This is a genomic window from Corallococcus sp. AB049A (assembly GCF_003668885.1).
Taxonomy (GTDB): Bacteria; Myxococcota; Myxococcia; order Myxococcales; family Myxococcaceae; genus Corallococcus; species Corallococcus interemptor.
In genome coordinates, this window is the sequence record NZ_RAWL01000034.1 from 1 (window position 1) to 24190 (window position 24190).

Genomic DNA, 24190 nt, shown 5'->3' on the forward strand with positions numbered 1-24190 from the left:
TTCCGTCCCCCCCACCCCCGGCCTCCCGGCCGGCAGGGGTCCCGGGCCGTGCACGGACGGTAGAGGGGGGCCGCGCATGAAGCGGTTGCTCATCGTGGACGACGAGCTGGCCATCGTGGAGGCGCTCGAGGACATCCTGTCCCTGGAGGGCTACGACATCGCCACCGCCTACAACGGCGACGAGGGCCTCCAGCGGATGCTGGCGTCCAAGCCGGACCTGGTGCTGTTGGACCTGATGATGCCGGTGATGGACGGCGGAGAGCTGCTGCGCCGCATCCGCGCCCACCCGGACCTGTGCGACCTGCCCGTGGTCGTCATGAGCGCGGGCCGCCTCACGGACGAGGAGCGCCGCGCCAGCTCCCACTTCCTCGCCAAGCCCTTCGAGCTGGACGACCTCTTGGGCACCATCCAGAAGCAGCTGCCCGCGGACGGGCCTCGCGCCTAGCCCGGCGTCGCGCGGAAGAGGACGTCGCGGTAGTACTGCAGCTCGCTGATGCTGGAGCGCAGGTCCGCGAGCGCGGTGTGCCCGCTGGGCGGCTTGCGCGGCTCCACCAGCGCCGGGTACCAGGCGCGCGTGATCACCTTCAGGCTCGTCACGTCCACCATGCGGTAGTGCAGGTAGCGGTCCACCATGGGCATGTGGTCGATGAGGAAGCGCCGGTCCGTGTGGATGGAGTTGCCCGCGAGGATGCCTTCGCCCAGGTCGCAGTAGTCCGCGATGAAGGACGTCACCTCGCGCTCCACCACGCGCAGGGACGACGTGGACGCGCGCACCTTCTCCAGCAGGCCGTTCTTCGTGTGCATCTCGCGCACGACGGGCTCCATGCGCTGGAGCATCTCCTCCGGCTGCCAGACGACGCGCTCGAACTCTCCCAGGGGCCGCAGGTCCGGACCCGTGACGATGATGCCCACCTCGATGATGCCGCAGGTATTGGGGTCCAGGCCCGTCATCTCCAGGTCGAGCCACACAAAGCGGATGTCACGAGAAGCCATTTTCCGGAGGGTCCTGGTCGCGAAGAGGGAAGTGTCCCTATAGCAGCCCGGAGCCCCGGCGCATCTGTGTCGTGGACGAATCCTCCCGCTGTGCCTGCCCGCGGTCCTAGAAGTCCACCAGCGCCTCGGCGGTCCACACGCCCTCCGGCTCCTGGCGCACGGACAGCCGCGTGAACGACGCGCCCGTCACCGCTACGCAGGCACCATGGCGAGCCTGCCCCGCGCGTTCACCGAAGCCGTGGCCGAAGAGGTTCAATCCATCCAGGCGCACCACGAAGCACTGGAAGCGCAGGCGCCGTCCGGCCATGGCGCCCACCACCGCGCGCAGCCAGTCCGCCAGCAGCTGTTCGTGGTCCGCGGACTGGCAGGCCACCTCCAGCTCCTCGTGCGCCTCCACGCTCCGGGGGTCCGTCACCCACGCGCAGAGTGCCAGCGCCGCCATCTCGAAGGCCTGCTCCATGGAGCGGCCCACGCCGCGCACCCCGAGCAATTCGTCGCGCGTGAAGTGCTCCCAGTGCGTCCGGGGCCTGCGGTCCTCCGCGTGCACGGTGTCCACGTCCATACGTCCTCCTCATGTCCTCGTCGTCAGAACCACCAACCGCCGGACAGGTCCGGCGCCACGTCCGACTTCCGGGCGGGATGGGCCTCCCGCGCGCGGGTGAGCCAGCGCCGCATCTCGTCCTGGGTGAGCGCGGGGAAGGTGTCATAGGCCTCGGAGACGTCGCGCAGGCCAGGGTCCAGCGTCAGCGCGTGCACGGCGTCCGCGCGGCCGCGGATGCGCTCCAGCGCCTTGGGTGTCGCCACGCCCACCGCCACGACGCGCTGGCGCGCGCCCTGCTGCTTCAGCGCCAGGAGCGCCGCGGCCACGGTGGCGCCCGTGACCATCCCGTCATCCACCAGCAGCACCGTGCAGCCCCGGATGCGGGGCGTGAGGCCGCCGCGCAGCTGCCGGGCCTGGTGCTCCACGTCGTCCACCTCCTGGTGCACGAAGCGCTGGAGCACGTCCCCGGACAGCTTCGTCTGGACCGCGGCCTGCGGATCCAGGAACAGCCCGCCCCCTTCCGTCACCGCGCCCAGCGAGAGGCGGCTCCCCGGCACGCGCAGCCTGCGCGCCACCCACAGGTCCAGGGGGGCTCCCAGCGCCCGGGCCACCTCGTACGCCACGCGCAGGCCGCCGCGTGTCAGCCCCAGCACACACACGTCCCCGGAGCGGTAGGGCGTCAACACCCCCGCGAGCTTCTGTCCCGCCTCCGCCCTGTCCCGGAAACGCATTGGCCAGCCTCCACCCCCGGAAGGTGCTCTTCGCCCTCGAGCGCGGCGGCGGAGGCACGTTCAGTGGCTCTCCTGGCGGCACGCCCGGGGGGCCAGGGCACCACGAGCGGCTCCCGCGCTAGGGTGCGGACCATGACGCCCATCGCCCTCGTTGTCGGTAGTGCCAGTCCCCACCTCGGCCGTTCGCTCGCCCAGGCGTTCGGCACGGACCCCGTGGGAGTGAAGCGCGAGCGCTTCCCGGATGGAGAACTGCACATCGAAGTGCCCCCGGAGGAGGTGCGCGGCCGCCGCGTCGTCGTCCTCCAGTCCTCCACGCCGCCCGTGGGGGAGAACCTGATGGAGCTGCTGCTGCTCGCGGACGCGTGCTGGCGGGCGGGCGCGGCGTCGCTGGAGGCGGTGATTCCGTACGTGGGCTATGCGCGCCAGGACCGGCGGGCCAGGCCCGGCGAGCCCCTGGGTGGCCGTCTGGTGGCCGACATGGTGTCCCATGGCCGCTTCACGCGGGTGTTCACCGTGGACCTGCACAACCCGGCGCTGGAGGGCTGCTTCGGCGCCCCGCTGGAGCACCTGTCCGCGCTGCCGCTCCTGGCGGACGCGCTGCGCCCCCATGTCTCCGACACGACGGTGGTGGTGGCGCCGGACCTGGGCGCGGTGAAGCGCGCGGAGGCGCTGGCGAAGCTGCTCGGCCGCCCGTGGGCGGTGGTGCACAAGGCGCGGCTGAGCGGCAACGACGTGGAGACGCTGGGCCTGCTGGGCCAGGTGCGCGGCATGCGCCCCATCCTGGTGGACGACATGGTGTCCACCGGCGGCACGCTGGCGGCGGCGGCGAAGGAGCTCAAGGGCGAGGGCTGCGTGGACGACTTCATCCTCGCCACCACGCACGCCCTCCTGGTGGGCCCCGCGCTGGAGCGCCTGCACGGCGTGCCCGTGAAGCGGCTGGTCAGCACGGACAGTGTGGAGCACCGGCAGGACCTGCCCTTCCCGCATCAGGTGGTGACGCTGGCCCCGCTGCTCTTGCGCGCACTGCGGCCCGACGCGCGTTAGTCTGCCCGGCCATGTCCGACACGCTTCTGACGCAGCTCGACGCCGGGGTCTTCTCCGTCACCTTCAACCGGCCGGAGAAGAAGAACGCCTTCACCCACGCCATGTACGAGGCCGCCACCGCCGCGCTCCAGGAGGCGGAGCGCCGCGACGACGTCCGGGTGGTGCTCCTGTCCGGCGCGGGCGGCGCGTTCACCGCGGGCAACGACATTGGCGACTTCCTGGAGCACCCGCCCACGGGCGAGGACAGCGCGGTGTTCCGCTACCTGCGCGCGCTGGCCGCCATGAGCAAGCCGGTGCTCGCCGCGGTGGAGGGCGCGGCGGTGGGCATTGGCACCACCATGCTGCTGCACTGCGACTACGTGGTGGCCGGGGAGAAGGCGCGCTTCGCCATGCCCTTCGTCAACCTGGGCCTGTGCGCGGAAGGCGCCAGCAGCCTGCTGTTGCCGCGCGCGGCGGGCTTCGCGCTGGCGTCGGAGCTGCTGCTCTTCGGAGACCCGTTCGACGCGGCCACCGCGCTGCGCGCCGGCATCATCAACAAGACCGTCCCGGAGGCGCAGCTGAAGGAAGTGGCCACCGAGCGCGCCCGCGCCCTGGCCCAGCGTCCCGCCCAGGCGTTGAAGGTGACCAAGGCGCTCATCCGCGGCCCGCTGCGCGAGCAGGTGGACGCCGCGCTCAAGCGCGAGGGCGCCGAGTTCGTCCAGCGCCTCACCTCCGACGAGGCGAAGGAAGCCTTCATGTCCTTCATGTCGCGCGGCCGGAAGTAGCCCTTTCGCGAAGAAGGACGCAGCACACCACCGGGTCCGCGTGCACAGCACGCGGACCCGGCGTCGTTTCAAGTCCCTAGCGAGGCGCGGGCGGCGCCTGCGGCGTCTTGGCCTTGTTGGAGAGGAACGCGCCGATGCTCGCGCCCTGGGCCTGCTTCAGCGCGATGCACTGGTCGACGATCTCCAGCACCTGGCGCAGCACGCGCTCGGAGCCGGGGACCTTGTCCGTGCGGGGCTCGAAGAAGGCGGCCACCTCCTTGCGCTTGCCCGCGTCGCAGTAGCCGGCGGCCATGTACGGCAGCCGCGAGCCCATGCCCTCCGGCATCAGGCCCGGCTTGTCGCCGGTGCCCACCAGCGTGTCGAAGTGCGTCTTCATGAACTCCACCGCGGTGTCGCGGGTGCGCGCGTCGCGGGACGCGCCCATCAGCAGCCACAGGTTCTCACGCATGTCCTGCTTGGGGTCGAGCAGCAGCTCCAGGTTCGCCTTCACCAGCTTCGGGTCGGTGACGTGGGACAGGCCGCCCAGGAGCTGCTGGCGCTGGTAGCGGCTCGTCTCGCCGCGCAGGGCCTCCATCAGCTTGCCGTGCAGGGCCGCGTCGCCGTGCTCCACCGCGATGGACAGCACCGCGCCCACCACGTCCGGGGCCACCGCCTTGCGGTCCTTGAGCCACGCTTCCGCCAGCGTGCGCGCCTCGGCGACGAGCTTCGGATCATTTCCCTCGTTGCCGGCCAGCTCCAGCAGGCGCGGACGCAGCAGGCGCAGGTCCTCGCTCTCACCGGCGCGCGGCTTGAAGCCCAGCTTGCGCGCGCGCGGCCCGAAGGTGTCGCGCACGTAGCGGGCGCGGTCCGCGTCCTGCGCCTCCGTGAGCAGCCGCGACGACACCAGGTCCATCAACTCCAGGCCCGCCTCCAGCACCTGCCGGTCCGGGTCCTCGGCCACGCCCGAGAGCAGCGGCAGCGCGTCCGCCGCGGGCATCAGCCCCGCCTGCGCCAGCGCCAGCGAGTCGCTCAGGAGCACCACGCGCTCCGCGCGCGACAGCTTCGTGAGGCCGGACTTCATCAGCTTCGCGCGCGTGTCGTCGGACAGGCGCATGCGGTAGTAGCCCGCGCCCTCCGCGTTGGGGAACACCCAGGCCGGGCACGCCTTGGCCTCCGGCAGCTCGACCTCCGCCTGGGTGTCCGTCATCAGCGTGCACGCGGTGGCGTCCTTGGACGCGCCCGGGTACTTCACGCACACCGGCACCTTCCACGACTGCGCGTCCGGGGCCTTGGAGCCCAGGCGCACGTAGCGCTCCTGGGTGAGGGCCACGCGCGGCTTGCCGCCGTCGCACAGCAGGGTCGCGGTGATGAAGGGCGCGCCCGTCTGGTCCAGGAAGCTGTTCATCACCTGGGCCACGTCCTTGCCGGACTCCTGCGACAGCGCGTCCAGGAAGTCCTTCGCGGTGGCGTTCCTGCCCGCGTGCGCGCGGATGTAGCGCTGGATGCCCTTCTGGAAGACGTCGCGTCCCAGCCACGTCTCCGCCATGGCCAGCACCGCGCTGCCCTTGCCGTAGGTGATGCCGTCGAAGGCGTTCTGGATGTCACCCGCGCCCTGGATGGGCTGGCGGATGAAGCGCGCGGCGACCAGGCTGTCCGCGTCCAGCGCGCCGTTGCGGTCCTGCACGCGCTCCACCGGCGCGTCCCACGTGGGCTGCCAGGACTCCAGGATGCGCGGGGTCATCCACGAGGCGAAGGACTCGTTGAGCCACAGGTCGTCCCACCACGCCATGGTGACCAGGTCGCCGAACCACTGGTGCGCCAGCTCGTGCACCTGCGTGCCCGCGAACGCGCGCTGGCGCCACACGGCATCCTCTTCCGGCCTGGCCAGGATGAGGCGCGAGTTGAACGTCACGAGGCCCGGGTTCTCCATGGCGCCGCCCATCAGCGGCACCGCGAGCACGTCCAGCTTCTCGTACGCGTACGGGATGCCGAAGTACGCCTCCAGGCGCTCCAGGATTTCCGGCGTCACCTTCGCGGCCCACGCGCCTTCACTCGCGCGGTTGCGCGGCGTGATGATGCGCGTCTTCACCTGCTTCTGGCCCGCGTCGCGCGCGGGCAGGAAGTCGAACGGGCCCACGCCGAAGGCGATGAGGTAGCTGGGCAGGGGCTGCGTGGGGGCGAAGCGGTAGATGTGCCAGCCGTCCGCGCCCTTCTCCTCCGCCAGCTGCGGCGTGTTGGTGACGGCCACGTTGCCTTCCGGCACGTGGAAGGTCAGCTGCCACGGCACCTTGAAGCCGGGCTCGTCGAAGGACGGGAACGCGCGGCGCGCGCCCAGCGGCTCGAACTGCGTGTAGATGTACCAGTCGCCGCCCTCGTTGACGCGGAAGGCGCCGGACGTCTCGCGCTCGGACGCGGTGCCCGTGTACGTCAGGTGCAGCTTCGCGCCGCCCACCGCCAGCGGCTTGTCCAGCGTCAGGCCCAGGAAGTCCTCGCCCGCGGAGGAGGGCTTGAGCGTCTGCGTGACGCCCGCCTGCTCCAGCGTGGCCTCCTTCACGATGAGGCCCTTGCCGTGCATCCAGATGACGTTCGTGGCCTTGGCCACCTCCAGCATCACGTCCACGGTGCCTTCGAAGGACTCCGCCTTCGGATCCATCTTCAGCACGATGGCGTACTTCGTGGGCCGCACGTCGTCCGGCAGCCGCAGCGCGGGCGGCCTGGGCGCGGCGGCCGCGCTGGGCCCGGAGACGGCGGGCGGCGTTTCAACGGCACCAGGAGCGGGAGCGTTGCCCTGACGGGCACCACATGCCGCAAGGAAGGTTGCGGTGGCCAGGGCCACCGGACGGAGCAGGTTGGGCATGGCCGCGCAGTGTGGACCAGAGCGGCCTGGCAAGGTAGCGACGTGCAAGCAGCGCGTGGCCTTGCTGTCAGGTCGTCTTCGCGATGGAGTGCGCCGCCGTGTCCGCTCCCCTCTCCCCGCATCCGCTGCCAGTGCAAACGAACACCCCTCCCGAGGAGAAACGGCCTCCGGAGCACCTGCGCCGCATCATCGGTTCACCACCCGGCCCCATCGTGGCGTTCCTGACGCGCGGCGTCTGGGCGCTGCTCACGGCGATGTCACCGGACGCGCGGGACGCGCTCGCGCGCTTCGTGGCGAGGCTGGCCTACACGCTGGGCATCCGCCGCAAGGTGGCGCTGGACAACCTGGCGCATGCGATGCCGGAGAAGAGCGAGGCCGAGCGCCACGACATCGCGCGCGGCGCGTACCTCACCATGGCGCGCGTGGTGGTGGAGTCGCTGCCGTCCGGTGACCGCATGACGCCGGACTGGGACCAGCAGGGCATCGAAGGGGAAGAGGCCTTCGCGGCGCTCAAGGCACACGTGGCCACGGGCAAGGGCGCGCTGCTGGTGACGGCGCACTTCGGCAACTGGGAGCTGGTGGGCCAGATGCTGATCCGCTGGGGCATCCCGCTCAACGCGCTGGTGCGGCCGCTCAAGGGCGCGCTCAACACGCGCATCGCGGAGAACCGGCTGGGCGCGGGCGCGGGGCTCATCTACCCGAAGGGCGCGATTCAAGAGATTACGGACGCGGTGAACCGCGGCGAGTCCGCGTACATGCTGCTGGACCAGGCGCTGCCCGCGAAGTCCGCCGTGTTCGTGCCCTTCTTCGGAAGGCTCGCGTCCACGACGCCCGCCATGGCGGTGGCCGCCGAGCGCACGGGCGTGCCGGTGTTCGTGGTGATGGGCGTGCGGCCCCCGGGTCCGGGCGCGCGCTACAAGCTGGAGGTGGAGGGTCCCATCCTCCCGCCGAAGCCCGGCGAGTGCGCGGACCCCATCACCGAGCACACCGCGCGCGTCACCGCCGCGCTGGAGCGCGCCATCCGCCGGCACCCGGAGCAGTGGCTGTGGCTGCACCGCCGCTGGAAGGTGCAGCCTCCGGCGCTCACGACGGCGCCGTCCCCCGGCCTGACCGAGGGCACGCCGTCGAAGTAGCTACTCCACGACCACGCGGCGCAGGTGCGCGCCCAGGCGCGTCACCAGCTCGTAGTGGATGGTCTGCGCCCAGCCGGCCAGGGACTCGGCGGACACGGACTCCTCGCCGTCGCGGCCCAGGAGCGTGGCCGTCACCGGGCGCTCGTCGGCGGTGGCGCGCGTCACGTCCACCATCAGGTGGTTCATCATCACGCGGCCCAGCACCGCGCACCGCCGCCCGTTCACCAGCACGTGCGCCTTGCCGGACGCGAGGCGCGGATAGCCGTCGTAGTAGCCCACCGGAAGCACCGCGATGCGCGTGGGCTCCGGGCAGCGGTACGTGCAGCCGTAGCCCACGTACGCGCCCGCCGGCAGCCACTTCACCACCTGGCTCCTGCACCGCCACGACAGCACCGGCTTGAGCACCGGCAGCTCCCCCAGCACCAGCCGCGCGGACAGCCGCGTCTCCGGCGAGGGCCACAGCCCGTACAGCGAGATGCCCACGCGCGCGGCCTCGTAGCGCGCCCGGGGCAGCACCAGCGCGGCGGCGCTGGCGGCGATGTGCCGCTGCAACGGCTTCGCGGGCTTGAGCTGCGCGGACAGGTGCGCGAGCGCCGTCTCGAACGCGTCCAGCTGCGCCAGCGCGTACGCCTGCTCCGTCACGTCCTCCGTGTTGGCGAAGTGGCTGAGCACGCCCACCGGCTCGAACACGTCCGGCGCGTCCGCGAGGAACCGCGTCTCCCGCGGCAGCTGATCCAACGTGAAGCCCTCGCGGCCCAGGCCCGTGTCGATGTGCACGTGGACTCGCAAGGGACGCGGCAGCTTCGCCGCGCGAAGGGCGGGCACCGCGTCCGCCCAGGAGCGGTCCGCCACCACCACGTCGATGCCCTGATGCGCCAGCACGACGGCCTCCTCCGGAGCCACCGCGCCCAGCACCACCACCTGCCGCGCGGGCAGCCCGCGCGCGGACTCGTGCGCGCGCACCGTGAGCGCGTCCTGCGGCGCGATGAAGTAGAGGACGTCCACGCCCGCGTGCACCACGGGCAGCACCTGCGCCAGGCCGTGGCCGTAGGCGTTGCCCTTGAGCACCGCGCCCAGCGCCCGGGGCGTGGGACCGGAGGACTCCAGCGCGCGGAACGCCGCCACGTTGTGCTCGAGGTGGGACGCGCTCACCTCCAGCCACGAGGAGTACACCGCATCACCCGGCCCGGCTCCGACATCCCGCACGTTCACACCTCCGCACCCGCTCACGTCGCTCCCGCCTCTACCAGCAAAGCGCAGGCCATGGGCGGCCGTGGCCGGAGGGCCACACAGGGCTGGATGCCACTCGGGCGGACGAGGGCGCTCCAGGAAATCCCACCCTCCACGGCCAGAGGGGCGTGCTCGGGTGGACACGCGCGGCGCGGCAGCGTGTGCCGGGGGACACCTGACAGGTGGGAGCCGCTGCGCGACATGTCGGGTGAGACGGCGTCGCGACAGGGGCCGATGATAGTGTCCCTTCCGTGGCCTCCCCGGAATTGCCCCTAGCCCAGGCCTTCATGACCGCCCGAGGAAGGACGGAGCCGGCAGGCGCCCTCCCCGTCCTCCAGGAGCGGCTGGCCCAGGCCCTGGAATCCGCCCGGCAGTCCTGGCCGGACATCCCGCTGGAGGGGCCTCGCTTCGCGGCGCACCTGGCCCGGCTGGTCCCCGCGGACGGCCACGAGGACGCCTGGGGCCGGCTGCACATGGCGGACGTGTACCTGGCCCGGGCGGCGGCGGACGGCGTGCCCGCGGCGCTGGCCACGTTCGAGCAGCGCCTGATGCCAGAGGTGGACGCGGCGGTGGCGCGGCTGAAGCTGCCCCCGGCCGGGCTGGACGAGGTCCGCCAGGCGCTGCGGCAGCGCATGCTGGTGGGCAGCACGGAGGCCCCGGCGCGGCTGGCGGCGTACCCGGGCACCGGGCCGCTGGCGGGCTGGGTGCGCGCGGCGGCGCTGTGGCTGGCGCTGGACTGGCAGCGGCAGCGCTCCGGGCAGGCGCAGTCGGAGGACGGCGACCTGTCCATGCTGGTGGCGCCCGGGGACGACCCGGAGCTGGCGTACCTCAAGCAGACCTACCGCGCGGAGTTCAGCGCGTCCTTCCAGGCGGCGCTCGCGGCCCTGTCCGCCCGGCAGCGCAACTTCCTGCGGCTGAAGTACCTGGACGGGCTGGGCATCGACCAGCTGGGGGCGCTGTACGGCGTGCACCGCTCCACGGCCGCACGCTGGGTGGTGGGCGCGCAGGAGGAGCTGCTGGACGGGACGCGGCAGCGGCTGACGGAGCGGCTGCGGCTGACGCGCTCCCAGCTGGACAGCGTGCTGAGGCTCATCTCCAGCCAGCTGGACGTGAGCCTCAGCCGGCTGTTGCGCACGCCTCCCGAATAACGCGGCGCGCGAGCGGCCGTCCCCGCGCGACGTGCCCGAGAATCCGGGCGGGGCATTCGAGGCCAGTGCGTTAAAGAGGGAGGGAGATGCGAACGCTCTTCATTGGAGATGTGCACGGCTGTTCCGCCGAGCTGGACGCGCTCCTGAAGGCGTGTGACTGGAAGCCGGGCGACCGGGTGGTGCTGGTGGGCGACCTGGTGGCGAAGGGGCCGGACTCCGCCGGCGTGGTGCGGCGGGCGCGCGAGCACGGCTTCCTGGCGGTGAAGGGCAACCACGACGCGCACGTGCTGCGCTGGCATGGAGGCCGCGCGGCCAAGGGCAAGAAGCTCAAGCCGGAGCACCGCCAGGTGCTGGACACGCTGAGCGCCGCGGACTGGGCCTGGATGGAGACCCTGCCCTCCTACCTGCACCTGCCGGAGCTCAACGTGCTGGCGGTGCACGCGGGGCTGGTGCCGGGCGTGCCGCTGACGGAGCAGCGGGAGGAGTTCCTCTTCAACCTGCGCAGCATCGCGGCGGACGGGACGCCGTCCAAGCGGCTGGAGGCGGGCGAGCCCTGGGGCAGCCTGTGGAAGGGCCCGGAGCTGGTCATCTTCGGCCACGACGCCATGCGCGGCCTGCAGAAGCACCCGTTCGCGGTGGGCCTGGACTCCGGCTGCGTCTACGGAGGCAAGCTCACCGCGTACGTCCTGCCGGAAGGGAAGTTCTACTCCGTGCCCGCGGCACGCGCGTACATGGCGCTCTAGCTCAGGGCTTCGCGCCCGGCGTCTTGCCGGCCTTCATCGTCGCCATGCGCAGGCCCTCCTGCGCCTCCGGGTCATCCGGGAAGAGGGCCGCGTTCTCCTGGAACACCTTCAGCCCGTCCTCGGTCTTGCCGGACATCATCATCCCGTAGCCCACGTGGCCGAGCACCTGGGGCGACAGGCCGACTCCCTTCGTCTTCCGCGCCCAGGCGATGACCGCGTCCGCGCCCTTCACGCGCGAGAGCAGGTCCGCCGTCATCACCGGCGACTTCAGGTGGTCCGGCACGGGCTTCCAGCCGTACTCCGCGGCGATGCTCGCGATGATCCGCTCGAAGAGCAGCACGCCGTTGTCCGAGTTGGCCATCAGCACCACGCCGCTGCCCGAGTCCCCCAGCGTCATCACCGTGGCGGTGAAGCCCTCGTTCCACCCGCCGTGCTCGAAGCGGTCCGACGCGTCATCCACCATGTAGCCCAGCCCGGAGGGCCCGGACTGCTTCGTGAGCATCTGCCGCGTCATGGCCTGCGACAGCACGCGCTGCGACTTGCCGGCCTTCGCCTTCGCTACCTCAATCTGGAGGAGCGCCAGGTCGGACGGCGTCGTCCACAGCCCCGCGGGCGCCAGCTCCGGGTAGACCTTCCAGCGGCCCTCCACGGTTTCCCCGCTGGCGCGCGTGCCCGCGGCCGTGCGCCCCGCGAGCTCCGGGGGCAGCGGCTGTTCGAACGTGCTGTGCTTCATCCCCACCGGCTCCAGCACCGCTTCCTTCATGAGCCGAGGGAAGGGCTTGTTCGTCACGTCCATCAAGAGCTTCTGCACGACGACGTAGCCGCCGCCGCTGTAGCGGTTCTCCGTGCCGGGCACCGTGTCCACGCGCACCGCCTCCGTGTTCGCGGGCTTCTGTCCGTCGAGGATCTGCTGGAGCGTGGGCAGCGGCTCGCCCACGCCGTAGCCGGGGAAGCCGTGCACGGTGAGGCCCGCGCTGTGGCTGAGCAGCCGGCGCAGCGTCACCTTCTGCTCGCGCGTGAAGCCGTTGTCGGGGACCTTCCAGCACTTCAGCGCGTCGTTGACGTTCGCGTCGAGCGACAGCTGGCCCTGCTCCACGGCGCGCAGCGCGGCCAGCGCCGTCACCGGCTTGCTGATGGACGCGGCCTGGAACAGCGTCTCCAGCGTGACGGGCTCCTTGCCGCCGGCCTGCGTCACGCCATACGTCTTGCTCCACACCAGCGCGTGCTTGTCATAGACCGCCACGCTCAGGCCCGGGATGCGGTACAGGTCCATCCAGCGCTTCACGGAGAGGGATTGCGGCTTCTCCCCCGGCAGCGCCAGCGGCGCGAGCCTCGCCTCCACCCGCGCGACGCGGGCGGACTCGGAGGGCCGCGCCGTCCACTGCATGGTGGACGGTGGGGCGGCCGCCGTGAGCAGGACGACCGCCGAACAGCCCAGGAACAGCGCCGGGACGAAGCGAGGGACGGCTTGGGACATGACGGACTCCGGGGTTGACCCGCGGGGACAGACGGTCAACCTACGAAGTCATGACTGCCTTTGGGCCTTGGCCACTCCTCGCGTTCGTCATGGTTTGGCCATGACGAACGCGAGTGTCTTCAATATGGCAGTGCTTCGCCGCGCGCCCGTAGAGCCCTGTCGTGGGTTCAGGGTTGAGCCGCCTGCACCTGTGAAGACACCATCGAGAACAGCTGCGGATCCAGGTGTGCCTTGGACGCGGACAACAGCCGCGACTCCACCGCGCGCGGCGCGTCCTCGTGCAAGGACGTACGGCCGCCCTCCACGACCTGCACCACGTCGCGGTACACCGTGGCCTTCGCACCGTCCGCCCACGTCACCGTGAAGCCCCGGTAGCCCAGCCCCGGGTCGGGCAGGGCGCGCTTGCCTTCGGGCAGCGCGTTCATCGACTCGCGCAGGGCGCGAGCGTCCTCGTCGGACAGCGCCCACGAGGGCGCCTCCCGGCCACTGAAGAGATCCACGCTCACCCGAGCCGCTGTCGCCATGGCACGCTCCTCCGCACCCGGCGCGTCCGCCGGTGCACCACCCCTCGCGCAAGCCCAGACTCCCAGAAGCCCCAGGCCCGCGGCCATCCACATGCCTCGAAATGACCGTTTCATGTCATGCCCCCGTCAGGTTGTTGTTGGATGGGATACGGCCAAAGCCTTTCAAAGTTCCATCGCGGGAACCCCGCTTTCCGAATCTTTGGCGCCTGACGCGCTAAGCCAAGCTTGACCATGGATTGAAGATTTGAGCTGCGAGTATCTTCCGCCCGCCCCCGGGGCTCTGACATATTCCGTGGACAGCGTCATTTTCCGGAGGAGTTCAACATGGCCCGCACCTCGAACCTCATCAGCGCCCTGCTCCTCGTGAGCGCCTGCCAGAAGCCCCCGGAGGCTTCCTCGCCGGCCGTGCCCGTGGCCGCGCCGGAGGCCGTGCGGGTGAAGGTGGCGCCGTTCTCACTGTCGGTGCTGCAGGACGCGGCGCCGTCGGGCTGTACGTGGCTGCGCCTGGAGTCAGACGGCAGACGCAGGGCCCTGGTCACGGTGGACGCGGCGTGTGACGGGTTGCAGCTCGCGTGGAGCGCGGATGGGAAGCACGCGGCGGTGCGGGACCCGGCCGGCAGCGCGCGCGGCCCCGGGCGCGTGTGGGTGGTGGACCTGACGTCGGGCCAGGGCGTCGCGCAGCTGCTCCCGGACGAGGGGCTGACGGGCGCGGTGGGGTTCGACTCCGTGGGGCGGCTGGTGGCGTTGACCGCGCACACGGGCGAGCTGGTGCGGCGCGACGACGCCTTCCTCTTCGAGGGCCGGCGCATCCCCATCCCGGAGGAGGACGAGGGCGCGGGGCTCGCGCACGCGTACCGGCTGGAGGCGGGGGCGTGGAAGCGCATCGAGACGGTGGCCACGCGCGGGGACGCGGACGCGGTGTTCGCGCTCACCACGACGGAGATGCTGGTGTCCTCCACGGTGGCCGGGGACGCGGACGCGCTGGTGGCGCAGGGCCTGGAGGAGGACAGCCACGACGCGGCCCGGCTGGACGCGGTGGTGCCGCGCCGGGGGCACGACGTCTTCGGCGGCTGGGCGCGCGTGGAGTCGCGGGGCGGTCCGCTGTTCGCGTGGCAGACCGCGGGCGAGCAGACCGCGCTGATGATGCCGGTGCGCTGGGAGCTGGAGGACGGCCACCTGGGCGAACCCGAGTGCCTGGCCCTGCCCGCCCAGAGCCCCGTGCGGGCGATGGCGCGCGGGGACCTGCTGCTGCTCGCGGGCGAGGCGCAGGTGCGCGTCTACGACGTGGGCACGCGGCGCCTGGCGGCGTCCTTCGACGGGTTCCGGGCCGCGCGCTTCTGGCCGGAGCCCGGTTCGCGGGTGCCGCACGGGGCCACGGCCGCGTCCGCGCAGCCCTAGAACTGCCCGGTGCTCTTGAGGGTCGCGAACATGATGGCGCCGTAGGCGCCGCCGCAGAGGCAGCAGGAGAGCAACGGCGCGATGAGCGCGCCCGCGGCCGCCGTGCCCCAGCTGGTGCGGTGCAGCGTCCGGTAGGTGAAGACGCGCAGGCCCATGGCCCAGAAGGGCGCGGCGTACACGGCGACGAAGGGAATCACGCCGACGATGTACGGCGCATGGGAGAGGGCGTGCGCGCGCATCGTCACGGAGAAGCCGCGCTCCACGCCGCCCATGCGGAGGATGAGGTGGTCCACGGCCGCGTTCACCAGGGTCATGCCGGTGACGAACAGGGGCGTGAGCAGCGTCACCACCCCCATGCCCACGGTCATCCACAGCTTCACGTCCTGCTCATTCGCGCGCATTTCCCTGTCCGGCATGAACCCCAGGACGACGGCGAAGATGACGATGTAGAGGAGGCACGTGCTCAGGAAGCCGGCGATGGCCGACAGCAGCACGAAGCCCATGGAGCTGCCCACGGACGCGTCCGGGTTGACGCCCTTCAGGGTCTCCGTGGGCCGCATCAACATGCCAAAGCACGTGCGCCAGAAGGCCTTGAGCGTCCCCAGCTCCTCGCGCTGGTCCCACGGCAGCTGGCCCAGCGGCTCACGCTCGTGGCAGGTGGCGCAGATGGCGCCCTCGGGGCCCTGGCGCAGGCAGCGGGCGCAGGCGAACGCGCCACAGCGCTGGCACGTGGCCACGCTCCGCCATTCGGGGTGCACGGCGCAGACGGGCTCGGCGCCGCCGGGGGCCGGGGCCACCAGCAGCGAGGCCCCGCACCGCGCGCACGTCTCCGCGCCGGGAGCGAAGGGGGCCTGACAGGAAGGACAGGAGGGCGTCATCGCGCCCATCCTCTCACGGCTCCGGCGGAGATTCGGGATCCACCGGCACCGAGGGCGACGTGCTCCCGGCCGGGGCCACCATGCCCGGCGTGCTCCCCGCGGGGGTCACCATGCCCGGCGCCTTCGGAGCTCGGGCCTCCTGCGCGGCCCGGACCTGACGGGCCCGCTTCGCCTGGGCCAGCGCGTTCTTCGCCGCGCCCGCGTCCCCCAGCGCCCGCTCACGCTTCGCCAGCGCGTCCCACAGCTCCGGCGCGTCCGGGTGCAGCGTCACCGCCGCCCTCAAGAGCCCCCGCGCCACCCTGGGCGAGCGCGTGTCCAGGAGCCGCTTCAGGAAGCCCGCGGGCGACAGCACCAGCGAGCCCTCCGGCGTCTCGAACGCCTCGCGCACGTGCGGGATGCCCTCCGCCTCCCGGTCCGCCTCCATCAGCCCCACGGCCTGCGCCAGGTGCGCGTCCATGGACTCCGGATGCAGCTCCGTGGCGCGCTCCAGCCAGCGCATCCGGACCGAGGGCTTTCGCTTCGCGCGGTCCGCCAGCGTCAGCAGCTCGTCCGTGTAGTCCGGCCGCACGGCGGGGGCGCGCACCGCCGCTTCCTTCAGCGCGGGCCACAGCTTCTCAGGGTCCTTCGCCGCCTCCAGCCGGGTGCGCTTGAGCGCCGGCACCTCCGCGCGCTTCCACCCCGCGACGAAGCGGGCCACGTCGCCGCGCACGGCCGGGCTGAAGCGCTCCGCCTCCGGGCACTTCAGCGACTCGCACGCGGCCAGGTAGTCCGCGAAGAAGCCCGCCGCGCCCTGCGTGCGGTAGGAGCGCAGCCGCTCCGCGCCCATGGCCTTCTCCACCGTGGCCGCCATGTGCGCGCCCACGCGGATGAAGAGCGATTCGCCGCGAGGCTCGTGCGCGCCGCGGATGCGCTCCATGGCGCCCCGGCCGTCCCGGGCGATGGCCGCGCGGTCGAAGAGCGCGGACACCTTCGTGAAGGCCCCCGCCAGGTCCGTCTCCGGCGGCAGCATGCCCGGCCCGCGCGTGGCCCAGTCGTGGTACGCGAGCCCGTAGCTGGCCAGCCGTCCCATGCCCTCGTGGACGACCGCGTCCACGGGGTCCGTGAAGTGGCCGCCCCGGGCCGGCGCGCCCTCGTCCAGCACCGTCTCCATCAACCGGATGGACAGCCGGCGCAGCCGCTTCGCCTCGTCCTCCACGTTGGTGGCCAGCGCGATGGCCGTGTCCTCCGCCGGCAGAATCACCAGCAGCGTCGTCGTCTCCGGCTGTCCGCCCGCGTGCGCGACGAGGTAGTGGCCCCGCAGCGGATACGTCGCGAAGCCCATGCCGTAGTCGGTGATGTGCCCGTCGCGCGTCACCATCGTGGCCTGCATGCGGCCCATCGTCTCGCGCGTGACCAGCTGGTGGTCCAGCACCGCGCGCGCGAAGCCCAGCAGGTCCTCCACCGTCGCGCGCGTGCCTCCACCGGCGAAGCGGCTGGTGACGTCCAGGAAGCGCGACGGCTTCAGCGTGGCGCCGGAGATGCGGTAGCCCACCGCCTGCTGCGCGTCGCGCGTGCTGATGTCATCCACGTCCGCGTGGCTCATGTTCGCGGGGCCGAAGACGTGGTCGCGCAGGTACTCGCGGTAGGACTGGCCGGAGGCCGTCTCCACCGCCGCGCCCAGCAGGTTGAAGCCCCACGTCGTGTACAGGTAGCGCGTGCCCGGCTCCGACACGAGCGGCCGGTCCGCGAACAGCCCGATGGCCTCCTTCGTCGTCACCGGCTTCGTGTTGTTGCCGGCGCTCGGGCTGTCGTAGGTGGGCACCCCGCCCAGGTGGCCCAAGAGCTGCCGCACCGTCACCGGCCACTGCTTCACCGGGTACTCGGGCACCAGCGTGTGGATGTCCGCGTCCAGGTCCAGCCTGCCCGCCTGCGCCAGCTGCATCACGGCCACCGCCGTGAAGGACTTGGTGATGGACGCCATGCGGTACGTGGTGCGCACCGTGGCCGGCAGCTTCCTGGCCAGGTCGCGGTAGCCGTAGCCGTGCATCCACCGCTGGCCGCCGCGCATCACGCCCACGGACAGGCCCGCCGTGGGGCCCTGCTTCAGGTCCGCGCGCACCAGCGCGTCCAGCGCGCGCTGCACCTCCGGAGGAAACCCGGAGGAGGCCTTCGCGTCCGGCGCGGGCGCGACCTGCGCGCTGGACTCCGGCGGAGCCGCGGGGGCCTCCTGCGCGAACGCGGGCCCGGCCTGCACCACCAACCACAGCGCGACGAAGAGCCGCTTCATGGCACCGCCTCCGCGGTCTCGCTGCTCGCACTGCTGGCCGGGGCATCCTCGCTCGCGGTCTTGAGCGCCGGAGCGGGCACCGCGCCGTCGTCCATCCAGCCCGCCAGCAGCGCGTCGGAGACCAGCTGGCCCAGCAGGTCCAGGCCGTGGCCGCGCGGGTGCACCAGGTCGTCGTGCATGAACCCCGCCTGGTTGAAGCGCGCGAGCGACCCCGCGCCGCCCATCGCCGCGTAGAGGTCGAAGAAGCCGCAGCCCTCCGCGAGCGCCACCTCTCGCTCGGCCTGGATGGTGGCCTCCAGGAACGGCCGCTGCGTCAGGGGCTTGCCCTTCGCGTGGCCGTCCTGCACCGCGTCCATGGGGCCCACCACCAGGCACGCGCTGCCCGGCGCGGCGGCGCGGGTGCGGCGCAGGAGCGCGGCCAGGTCCTGGCGCACGGTGGGCAGGTCCGTGCGCTTCCACTCCAGGCGCTTGGACTCGTTGCCGCCCAGGAAGAAGAGCAGCAGCTTCGGGTCGCGCTGCTGCAGCTGCGCCTTCAGCGCGTCCTCCTCCAGCCGGGCATACAGCGTGGCATCCGCGGACGGCACGCCCAGCATGTCCAGCACGATGCCGGCCTCGTCCTTCTGGAGCACCACGCCCTGCACGATGGCGCCCCTGCCCTCCGCGGTGACGTCCAGCCACTTCGCGCCCGCGGGCAACTCAAAGGACGTGGTGCGGCTGGCCCCGTCCCCCCGAGGCTCCGTGCGCGCGAGCACCGTGCCATCCACGGACACGACCAGGGGGCCCGCGCCCTTCACGTCCTTCCACCACAGCGTGCCGCGCGGCTCGCCCTCCAGCTTGAAGCGGCCCCGCGCGCGGTCCTCCGTGGCCAGGTGGTACACGCCGGTGATGCCAAACGGGTGCGGCGGCGCCTTCAGCTCGCCCAGCGTGCGCGGCTGCCAGCCATGGCTCACCGCGGCCGTGCGATTGCGTCCGCCGTAGGGCGCCATGCGGTCCACCAGCAGCACGCCCCGGCCTCCGTCGCCGAAGCCCGCCGTCAGATCCTCGCGGACCACGTCCACGATGCGGTCCCCCGCGATGAGCGAGTTGCCGAACGCGGCGATGACGGTGGGCGTCGTCCCCGGTGTCTCGAGGAGCCCGTCCAGCGCGGTGTAGAACGGCGTCAGCGCGGAGCGCGCGCAGCCGGTGTCATCCGTCTCCAGGCACGGGTCCTCCACCCTGCCCCCCGGAGCCTTGAGCCGCGTGGCCAGCGCGTGCAGCTGTCCGCCGCGCTCGCTGGTGGGCGGCAGCGCGCGGAACTCGGAGCGGCGTGGCTTGCTCGCGGCGGGCGCGGTCAGGCTCGCGGACGCGGGCACCACCGCGGGCTCGGGCCTGGCGGAAGGCTGCGACGCTTCGGACGTGGGGCGCGTGGCACCCGCCCCCTGCGGCGCCGGCACGGAGTCCGTCGCGGGCGTCGTCGTCAGGGGGAAGCGGTGAGGGGGTGTGCGGGACTCGCACCCGGGGAGCAGGACCCCCGCCAGGACAGCGAGCAGCCCCGCCCGCCAGAGCCCCCGCGAGACATCGAGAACCGTCATGTGGTCCGCGAGCGTAGACGAAAGCCCGGGGACACGCATGTTCTGGACCCCACGCTCGGCCGCCATGCGGGCCGCCCCTGCGTGCCATCCCGGACACCCATTCCGTCAGGCACCACACGTCCAGGCCCGGAGCGCGCGCGGAAGAACCGGTTTTCTGCGCCCCCAGCGCAAATGCAGGGTCAGGCCGCGAACAGGGTCCCTTCACATGTCGCGTCGCGGCCCCAAATTATCCGCCGCGATTATGGCGAAGAACCGGCTCACAACGTGGACGAAGCTCCACCGGCGATTTGGCGACCACGTGCGCCGCATGCGCAACAGCCGGTCGCTCACGCAGGAAGCGCTCGCGGAACGCAGTGACCTGTCGGTGGACGCCATCCGCCGCATCGAGCGGGGCGCCTTCTCTCCGTCGCTCGACACGCTGGGCAAACTGTCCGTGGGACTGGACGTGTCACTCAAGACGCTCTTCCACTCCTTCGAGTCGGAGCGCGCGGACGGCGTGGCGGAGCTGTGCGACTTCCTCGCGAGCCGCTCCGGCTCCGAGCTGAAGCTCGCCTGGCGCGTGCTCCAGGCCATGTTCGACGAGCGTTGAGCAGGCGTTGCCGGTCGCACCCGGCAGATGTTCCCTGTCACTCCTGTCTTGATTGCCCTAAGCGTCGGGGCCCATGAGCCGCGCGCCTCCCACCCTCCTCCTCGTCGAGGACGACAGCGACCTGCGCGACGCGCTCGTGGACATCCTCCTCGCGGAAGGCCACACCGTCGCCGCCACGGCGAATGGCGACGAGGCGCTCGCGTGGCTGGAGTCACACCCCAGCCCCGCGCTGGTGCTGGTGGACATGTGGACGCCGCGCAAGGACAGCTGGCGGCTCCTGGACACGCTGCGCCGCGAGCCGCGCTTCGCGGACCTCCCCGTCGTGGCCCTCTCCTCCTCCGAGGAGCGGCACCCCGCCATCCGCGAGGTGCTCGCCAAGCCCTTCGACCGGGAGGCCCTGCTCGCCGGGGTGCGCCGCTTCGTGCACCCGCTGCACTGAAGGCCTCAGCCCCCGGTGGTCCGCTGCCCCAGCTTCACCGCCATGGCCGGGTCCAGGTGGAACGAGTCGAAGAAGCGGTCCGCGTCCTCGGGCGCGCGTCCCTCCGGGTGCAGCAGCAGCTGCTGGTACAGGCGCGGGCCCACCATGAAGAAGCGGCCCCGCAGGCGTCGCGGACCGGACAGCCCGCCCACCTCCTGGCCCGGGAAGCCGCCCTCCATCTGCAGCGGCTTCGCGGTGATGGCCGTCGCGCCCAGGGCCTCCAGCGCGCCCTGGCTGGCGCGGTCCACCACGTCGCGCGGGCGCACCTGGGCCACCGCCGCGAGCGGGAAGTCCGTATAGGAGACGTAGTAGGCGGTGTCCTCCTGCGTGCGCGCGGCGATGAACGTGTGCAGCGTCACCTCGCCCACGTCGGTGGGCTGCACGCGCCGCTCCTCGGTGACGGGGCCGGGGAACGTCACGCTGAAGCCCCCCTCCCGCGACTGGACGACGGAGGACGGCGACTGACGCACGGGCTCGGCGGAGGCCACGGGGGGCTCGGTCCGCGTGCGGCCCGCGCACCCGCCCAGCACCAGCAGGGCGGCGGCCAGCGGCACGGCCCGGGAGGACTGCTTCTTCATCCAGACGGCTCCTGACATGGGGCCGCAAGGTACGCCCTGCCCCGCCCGGGCGCATCCCTCCGCTTCACCCGCGCCCGCTTCAGGCAACGGTTGCCCTGGCCTTCAGTGCACCGCGCTGGAGCCCTCGGCTCCGGGTTCCTCCTCGGAGTCGGAGGGCGCGGACGGCTCAGGAGGGCCGGAGGACACCCGGGCCAGGTGGACGCGGAACACGGAGCCCTGGCCGGGGCGGCTCTCCACCTCGATGCGGCCGCCGTGCGCTTCGATGATCCGCCGCGACACGGACAGCCCCAGCCCCACGCCCGGCGCGCGCTGCTTCGCGTTGCCCGCGCGCTGGAACGGGATGAAGAGCCCCTGGAGGTCCTCCGGCGACATGCCGATGCCCTGGTCCGTCACGGCCAGCACCACGTGGCCGGCGTCGCCGCGCACGGCCACCTCCACGCGGCTGCCCGAAGGGGAATACTTCAGCGCGTTGCTCACCAGGTTGGTCAGCACCTGCTCCAGCCGGGCGGGGTCCGCGCGCACCAGCACCGGGGTGTCCGGCATCACCAGGTCCAGCGCGTGCCCGGACTCGTTGGACTGGTACAGCTCCACCACGGAGCGCGCCAGCTCGCGCGTGTCGCGCACCTCCGGCTGGAGTTCCAGCTTGCCGGCCTCGATGCGGGTCGCGTCCAGCAGGTCCCCCACCATCCGGTCCAGGCGCGCCACCTGCCGGCGCACCAGCGACAGCGTGCGCTGCATCCGCTCCGGCGTCAGCTCTCCTCGGCCCGTCAGCGCCGTGGACAGCTTCAGCGCGGACAGGGGGTTTCGCAGGTCGTGCGCCACGCCGGCCAGGAACGCCAGCTGCTGCTCCTGCTGGTGGGTCAGGCTGTCCGCCATCTCGTTGAAGGTGCGCGCCATGTCGCGAAGCTCGGACGGGCCCTCCTCCGGCGCGCGCAGGTGCCGCCCGCCCCGGCCGAAGCCGGCCATCGCGCTGCGCAGCGCCGTCACCGGACGCAGCGCGAAGCGGCCCAGCCAGAAGACCACCAGCCCCAGCGTCGCCAGCACCAGCAGTCCCAGCACCAGCCCCATGAGGTTGGCCGTCTCGCTCCAGCGCGTGGCGCGCTGCCGGGCCTCCTGCGCCTGGTCCACGTTGATCTGGATGAGGCGCTCCAGCGAGCGCAGCGACGCGTCCAGCGACACCATCGCCGTCGCTTCGTGCTGGGCCTGGGACACGCTGGGGCCCAGCGGCGCGTGCTGCGCGGCGAGGTACGCGTAGACCTGCTGCTGCACCTGGGTCACGGTCTGGCGCTCCTCGTCGGTGGACGCGATGGCGTGCATCTCCACCATCTGGCGGCGCAGGTCGGACTCCAGCTGGGGAGGCGTGCGCCCGCGCGACGGGTCCGCCACCATGGGCGTGTCCGGCGACGCCAGGAGGCGCGAGTGGACGAGCAGGTCCACCTCCAGCTCCTCTGCCTGGCGCACCCCCTCCACGGATTCACTCAGCGTGGAGGTCATCCGCTCCAGGGCGGTCGTCAGCACCACGAGCAGGGTGGCGGAGATGATGGTGAGCAGCACCAGCCCACCCACCACGGTGGAAAAGAACGCGCGCAGGCTCATCGCGCCCCCCGTGCGAGCCTCCGGCTGGCGTCCCGCTTCATCATGGTCTCGCATCCTCCCTCCCGAGCCGCGCCAACCCCCCTGGTTGCCGTCCTCTTCCTGAGGAAAGCAACAAGCGTCCGATATCGTGGATTCGCGCCCCGGCCGCTGGCCGGCCCTCCCGGACACCGCCCCCAAAAGGAGCCGGCCTCCCGAGGCCCGGCCATGTTAGTCAGCACGGACACGCGGCCCGATGCGTCCCCCGGCGTTCGGGCGCCCGCTCTCCTCGATGAGGTCACCCGATGGATCTGCTCGCCCCACCGGCCCGCACCCTGAACTTCGATGCCTTCTGGCGCTGGCTCCAGGAGCACACCAACTGCATCCTGCGGTGCGGCTCCCCCGACATGACGCTGTTCGACCATGACGACTTCCACTGGATGCTGATGGAGGAGGAGCGCCAGCACGTCCTCCAGCTCATCAAGGGCAAGTCCCTGGTGGGCGAGATGGTGATGGTGGGCCGCGAAATCTCCGAGGTCACCATCTCCCCGGATCCGGACGCGGATCCGCAGGCGGGCCACTTCCTGGTGGAGCTGATGGGCGGTCCCAAGGAGGACCCGCAGATCCTCTACCACTTCGTCATGGCCCACGGCATCGAGCCAGCCGCCGGCCACCAGGGCTTCAAGCACTAGCGCGCGACGCGCTCGATGGCCTCCACCGCCGCGTGGACGCCGTTGTCCCAGGCCGAGGGCCGCTCGCGGGGCCCCGCCTGGAGCAGCAGGGACAGCAGGGACGCGACCCTCGCCTCCAGCGCCCCCGGGTCCTCCACCCGCTCCGCCTCCGTCAGCCGCAGGGCCTGCCGGTCATAGAGCCGGGGCCGCGCACGGGCCACCAGCGGCGTCCCGGTGGCCCGCGCCTCCTGCACGGTGTTGTAGCCGCCCGCGCCCACCAGCACGTCCACGCCCCGCATCACCGCGAGCGCCGGCCACACCGTCAGCCCGCCGTCCTGCGGCGTGGGCACCAGCCACCGCACCGCCGCCCGTTCCTCGAAGGCCGCGCGCAGCCGCGCCGCGGTCTCCCGCGCCTGGGCCACCTCCTCCGGGCGGCCACAGCCCATCACCGCGACGAAGGGCCGCGCGTCCCCGTCATGCAGGCCCAGCTGGCGCCGGGCGTCCTCACGGGACAGACACGCGTCCGCGTCCAGGAGCAGCCACGGCGCCGTGCGCACCGCGCGCGGGTGCTGCGCGAAGGGCGCGTCCTCGCCGGGCACGACGAGCAGGTCGAACGCGTCCACGGCGCGCGCCACGTCGAAGCGCTCCACGTAGACGGGGTTCAGGTCGCGGTGCACCAGCACGCGCGGCGCGCGCACCGTGGGCAAGAGCGCCACCAGCTCTCCCGCGAGTCCTCGCGGAAACGCATCCACCACCAGCACGTCCGGCGTGGACCGCGCCAGCCACGCGCCCACCGCCGCCACGGTGGTGGCCTTGTCCGCTCGCGCGTCCACGCGGTGCACGGTGGCGCCGGGACCCAGCCATGACTCCAGGGGCAGGCCGGGAGCGAACGGGCTGTTGGTGAGCAGGTCCACCGCGTGGCCCCGGGCCACGGCGGCGCGGGCCAGCGCGGTGGCGCGCGTCAGGTGCCCCAGTCCTCCGCCCAGCGCATACAGGCGCCAGTGCTGGCGTCGCGTGGCCACGCG

At 72.4% G+C, this 24190-nt stretch carries 23 protein-coding genes; 10 read left to right on the plus strand and 13 right to left on the minus strand.

From position 1 onward, the window contains the following. Nucleotides 1-76: 76 nt before the first annotated feature. Nucleotides 77-445: a response regulator gene (locus D7X55_RS05950; RefSeq protein WP_120550866.1), complete on the plus strand. Its 369-nt coding sequence runs from the start codon at nt 77-79 to the stop codon at nt 443-445. Here the strand turns inward: D7X55_RS05950 and orn are convergent. From orn to D7X55_RS05965, 3 genes are all read right to left on the minus strand, one after another. Next, a complete protein-coding gene (gene orn / locus D7X55_RS05955; RefSeq protein ID WP_014393105.1) occupies nt 442-993 on the minus strand; it encodes an oligoribonuclease in 552 nt (183 codons plus the stop codon). The two genes, D7X55_RS05950 and orn, sit on opposite strands and share 4 nt — an antisense overlap. 106 nt (nt 994-1099) lie before the next feature. Further along, nucleotides 1100-1555 carry an archease gene (locus tag D7X55_RS05960; RefSeq protein ID WP_120550865.1) on the minus strand — a complete coding sequence of 152 codons (456 nt, stop codon included), beginning with the start codon at nt 1553-1555 and terminating at the stop codon, nt 1100-1102. Between the two features lie 23 nt (nt 1556-1578). After that, on the minus strand, nt 1579-2265 hold the full coding sequence (locus tag D7X55_RS05965) for a phosphoribosyltransferase (protein ID WP_120550864.1): 687 nt from the start codon (nt 2263-2265) through the stop codon (nt 1579-1581). Between the two features lie 123 nt (nt 2266-2388). Here D7X55_RS05965 and D7X55_RS05970 point away from each other — a divergent pair, with 123 nt between their 5' ends. Together D7X55_RS05970 and D7X55_RS05975 are read left to right on the plus strand one after the other, a co-directional pair. Beyond that, nucleotides 2389-3309, plus strand: a complete 921-nt coding sequence (locus D7X55_RS05970; protein WP_120550863.1) for a ribose-phosphate pyrophosphokinase — start codon at nt 2389-2391, stop codon at nt 3307-3309. Nucleotides 3310-3320: 11 nt separating this feature from the next. Next, nucleotides 3321-4073, plus strand: coding sequence for an enoyl-CoA hydratase (locus D7X55_RS05975; RefSeq protein WP_121722481.1), 753 nt, complete (start codon nt 3321-3323; stop codon nt 4071-4073). A 76-nt stretch (nt 4074-4149) separates the two neighbouring features. Here the strand turns inward: D7X55_RS05975 and D7X55_RS05980 are convergent, their stop codons facing one another. Next, nucleotides 4150-6909 carry a M1 family metallopeptidase gene (locus D7X55_RS05980; RefSeq protein WP_121722482.1) on the minus strand — a complete coding sequence of 920 codons (2760 nt, stop codon included), beginning with the start codon at nt 6907-6909 and terminating at the stop codon, nt 4150-4152. Between the two features lie 98 nt (nt 6910-7007). On the opposite strand from D7X55_RS05980, the gene D7X55_RS05985 reads away from it, so the two are divergent. Continuing rightward, on the plus strand, nt 7008-8042 hold the full coding sequence (locus D7X55_RS05985; protein ID WP_370450120.1) for a lysophospholipid acyltransferase family protein: 1035 nt from the start codon (nt 7008-7010) through the stop codon (nt 8040-8042). On the opposite strand, the gene alr is transcribed toward D7X55_RS05985, so the two are convergent. Next, a complete protein-coding gene (alr, locus tag D7X55_RS05990; RefSeq protein ID WP_199746874.1) occupies nt 8043-9254 on the minus strand; it encodes an alanine racemase in 1212 nt (403 codons plus the stop codon). It abuts the gene before it with no gap. A 305-nt stretch (nt 9255-9559) separates the two neighbouring features. Between alr and D7X55_RS05995 the strand changes: the two genes are divergently transcribed. Both D7X55_RS05995 and D7X55_RS06000 read left to right on the plus strand, forming a co-directional pair. After that, the gene (locus D7X55_RS05995; RefSeq protein ID WP_120550858.1) at nt 9560-10420 is read left to right on the plus strand and encodes a sigma-70 family RNA polymerase sigma factor; all 861 of its coding nucleotides are present in this window, start codon (nt 9560-9562) and stop codon (nt 10418-10420) included. Between the two features lie 86 nt (nt 10421-10506). Then, nucleotides 10507-11163, plus strand: a complete 657-nt coding sequence (locus D7X55_RS06000) for a metallophosphoesterase (RefSeq protein WP_120550857.1) — start codon at nt 10507-10509, stop codon at nt 11161-11163. A gap of 1 nt (nt 11164) precedes the next feature. Here the strand turns inward: D7X55_RS06000 and D7X55_RS06005 are convergent, their stop codons facing one another. Next, nucleotides 11165-12640 carry a serine hydrolase domain-containing protein gene (locus D7X55_RS06005; RefSeq protein ID WP_121722485.1) on the minus strand — a complete coding sequence of 492 codons (1476 nt, stop codon included), beginning with the start codon at nt 12638-12640 and terminating at the stop codon, nt 11165-11167. Between the two features lie 167 nt (nt 12641-12807). Next, nucleotides 12808-13164 (minus strand): hypothetical protein, encoded by a 357-nt coding sequence (locus D7X55_RS06010; RefSeq protein ID WP_147470032.1) that lies wholly within the window; start codon nt 13162-13164, stop codon nt 12808-12810. A gap of 324 nt (nt 13165-13488) precedes the next feature. Between D7X55_RS06010 and D7X55_RS06015 the strand changes: the two genes are divergently transcribed. Next, nucleotides 13489-14562: a hypothetical protein gene (locus D7X55_RS06015; protein ID WP_121722487.1), complete on the plus strand. Its 1074-nt coding sequence runs from the start codon at nt 13489-13491 to the stop codon at nt 14560-14562. Here D7X55_RS06015 and D7X55_RS06020 read toward each other — a convergent pair. The 3 genes from D7X55_RS06020 to D7X55_RS06030 are packed head-to-tail and all read right to left on the minus strand — an operon-like array spanning nt 14559 to nt 19277. After that, nucleotides 14559-15440 carry a zinc ribbon domain-containing protein gene (locus D7X55_RS06020; RefSeq protein WP_120550853.1) on the minus strand — a complete coding sequence of 294 codons (882 nt, stop codon included), beginning with the start codon at nt 15438-15440 and terminating at the stop codon, nt 14559-14561. The two genes, D7X55_RS06015 and D7X55_RS06020, sit on opposite strands and share 4 nt — an antisense overlap. Before the next feature lie 13 nt (nt 15441-15453). After that, a complete protein-coding gene (locus D7X55_RS06025; RefSeq protein WP_121722488.1) occupies nt 15454-17706 on the minus strand; it encodes a serine hydrolase domain-containing protein in 2253 nt (750 codons plus the stop codon). Further along, a complete protein-coding gene (locus D7X55_RS06030; protein ID WP_121722503.1) occupies nt 17703-19277 on the minus strand; it encodes a GDSL-type esterase/lipase family protein in 1575 nt (524 codons plus the stop codon). The genes D7X55_RS06025 and D7X55_RS06030 overlap by 4 nt, the downstream gene beginning before the upstream one ends. Nucleotides 19278-19518: 241 nt before the next feature. Between D7X55_RS06030 and D7X55_RS06035 the strand changes: the two genes are divergently transcribed. Together D7X55_RS06035 and D7X55_RS06040 are read left to right on the plus strand one after the other, a co-directional pair. Beyond that, entirely contained in the window at nt 19519-19866 is a 348-nt protein-coding gene (locus D7X55_RS06035) for a helix-turn-helix domain-containing protein (protein ID WP_121722489.1), read from the plus strand. A gap of 73 nt (nt 19867-19939) precedes the next feature. After that, nucleotides 19940-20305 (plus strand): response regulator, encoded by a 366-nt coding sequence (locus tag D7X55_RS06040; protein ID WP_120550849.1) that lies wholly within the window; start codon nt 19940-19942, stop codon nt 20303-20305. Nucleotides 20306-20310: 5 nt separating this feature from the next. Here the strand turns inward: D7X55_RS06040 and D7X55_RS06045 are convergent, their stop codons facing one another. Both D7X55_RS06045 and D7X55_RS06050 read right to left on the minus strand, forming a co-directional pair. Further along, the gene (locus tag D7X55_RS06045; protein ID WP_121722490.1) at nt 20311-20922 is read right to left on the minus strand and encodes a hypothetical protein; all 612 of its coding nucleotides are present in this window, start codon (nt 20920-20922) and stop codon (nt 20311-20313) included. A 102-nt stretch (nt 20923-21024) separates the two neighbouring features. Next, complete coding sequence (locus tag D7X55_RS06050) at nt 21025-22572, minus strand: HAMP domain-containing sensor histidine kinase (RefSeq protein WP_306437704.1); 1548 nt, start codon at nt 22570-22572, stop codon at nt 21025-21027. 227 nt (nt 22573-22799) lie between these two features. Between D7X55_RS06050 and D7X55_RS06055 the strand changes: the two genes are divergently transcribed. After that, entirely contained in the window at nt 22800-23186 is a 387-nt protein-coding gene (locus D7X55_RS06055) for a serine/threonine protein kinase (RefSeq protein ID WP_120550846.1), read from the plus strand. On the opposite strand, the gene D7X55_RS06060 is transcribed toward D7X55_RS06055, so the two are convergent. Then, nucleotides 23183-24187: a hypothetical protein gene (locus D7X55_RS06060; RefSeq protein WP_120550845.1), complete on the minus strand. Its 1005-nt coding sequence runs from the start codon at nt 24185-24187 to the stop codon at nt 23183-23185. The genes D7X55_RS06055 and D7X55_RS06060 overlap by 4 nt on opposite strands. Nucleotides 24188-24190 lie beyond the last annotated feature (3 nt).

What these genes read in the sequence shown, in the direction of transcription:
- D7X55_RS06055 (WP_120550846.1), top strand. Translation starts at nt 22,800, where the DNA reads ATGGATCTGCTCGCCCCACCGGCCCGCACCCTGAACTTCGATGCCTTC.
- D7X55_RS06040 (WP_120550849.1), top strand. Translation starts at nt 19,940, where the DNA reads ATGAGCCGCGCGCCTCCCACCCTCCTCCTCGTCGAGGACGACAGCGAC.
- D7X55_RS06010 (WP_147470032.1), bottom strand. Translation starts at nt 13,164, where the DNA reads ATGGCGACAGCGGCTCGGGTGAGCGTGGATCTCTTCAGTGGCCGGGAG.
- D7X55_RS06045 (WP_121722490.1), bottom strand. Translation starts at nt 20,922, where the DNA reads ATGAAGAAGCAGTCCTCCCGGGCCGTGCCGCTGGCCGCCGCCCTGCTG.
- D7X55_RS05995 (WP_120550858.1), top strand. Translation starts at nt 9,560, where the DNA reads ATGACCGCCCGAGGAAGGACGGAGCCGGCAGGCGCCCTCCCCGTCCTC.
- D7X55_RS06030 (WP_121722503.1), bottom strand. Translation starts at nt 19,277, where the DNA reads ATGACGGTTCTCGATGTCTCGCGGGGGCTCTGGCGGGCGGGGCTGCTC.
- orn (WP_014393105.1), bottom strand. Translation starts at nt 993, where the DNA reads ATGGCTTCTCGTGACATCCGCTTTGTGTGGCTCGACCTGGAGATGACG.
- D7X55_RS05950 (WP_120550866.1), top strand. Translation starts at nt 77, where the DNA reads ATGAAGCGGTTGCTCATCGTGGACGACGAGCTGGCCATCGTGGAGGCG.
- D7X55_RS05965 (WP_120550864.1), bottom strand. Translation starts at nt 2,265, where the DNA reads ATGCGTTTCCGGGACAGGGCGGAGGCGGGACAGAAGCTCGCGGGGGTG.
- D7X55_RS06025 (WP_121722488.1), bottom strand. Translation starts at nt 17,706, where the DNA reads ATGAAGCGGCTCTTCGTCGCGCTGTGGTTGGTGGTGCAGGCCGGGCCC.
- D7X55_RS05975 (WP_121722481.1), top strand. Translation starts at nt 3,321, where the DNA reads ATGTCCGACACGCTTCTGACGCAGCTCGACGCCGGGGTCTTCTCCGTC.
- D7X55_RS06050 (WP_306437704.1), bottom strand. Translation starts at nt 22,572, where the DNA reads ATGCGAGACCATGATGAAGCGGGACGCCAGCCGGAGGCTCGCACGGGG.
- D7X55_RS06000 (WP_120550857.1), top strand. Translation starts at nt 10,507, where the DNA reads ATGCGAACGCTCTTCATTGGAGATGTGCACGGCTGTTCCGCCGAGCTG.
- D7X55_RS06005 (WP_121722485.1), bottom strand. Translation starts at nt 12,640, where the DNA reads ATGTCCCAAGCCGTCCCTCGCTTCGTCCCGGCGCTGTTCCTGGGCTGT.
- D7X55_RS05960 (WP_120550865.1), bottom strand. Translation starts at nt 1,555, where the DNA reads ATGGACGTGGACACCGTGCACGCGGAGGACCGCAGGCCCCGGACGCAC.
- D7X55_RS05980 (WP_121722482.1), bottom strand. Translation starts at nt 6,909, where the DNA reads ATGCCCAACCTGCTCCGTCCGGTGGCCCTGGCCACCGCAACCTTCCTT.
- D7X55_RS06020 (WP_120550853.1), bottom strand. Translation starts at nt 15,440, where the DNA reads ATGACGCCCTCCTGTCCTTCCTGTCAGGCCCCCTTCGCTCCCGGCGCG.
- D7X55_RS06015 (WP_121722487.1), top strand. Translation starts at nt 13,489, where the DNA reads ATGGCCCGCACCTCGAACCTCATCAGCGCCCTGCTCCTCGTGAGCGCC.
- D7X55_RS06035 (WP_121722489.1), top strand. Translation starts at nt 19,519, where the DNA reads ATGGCGAAGAACCGGCTCACAACGTGGACGAAGCTCCACCGGCGATTT.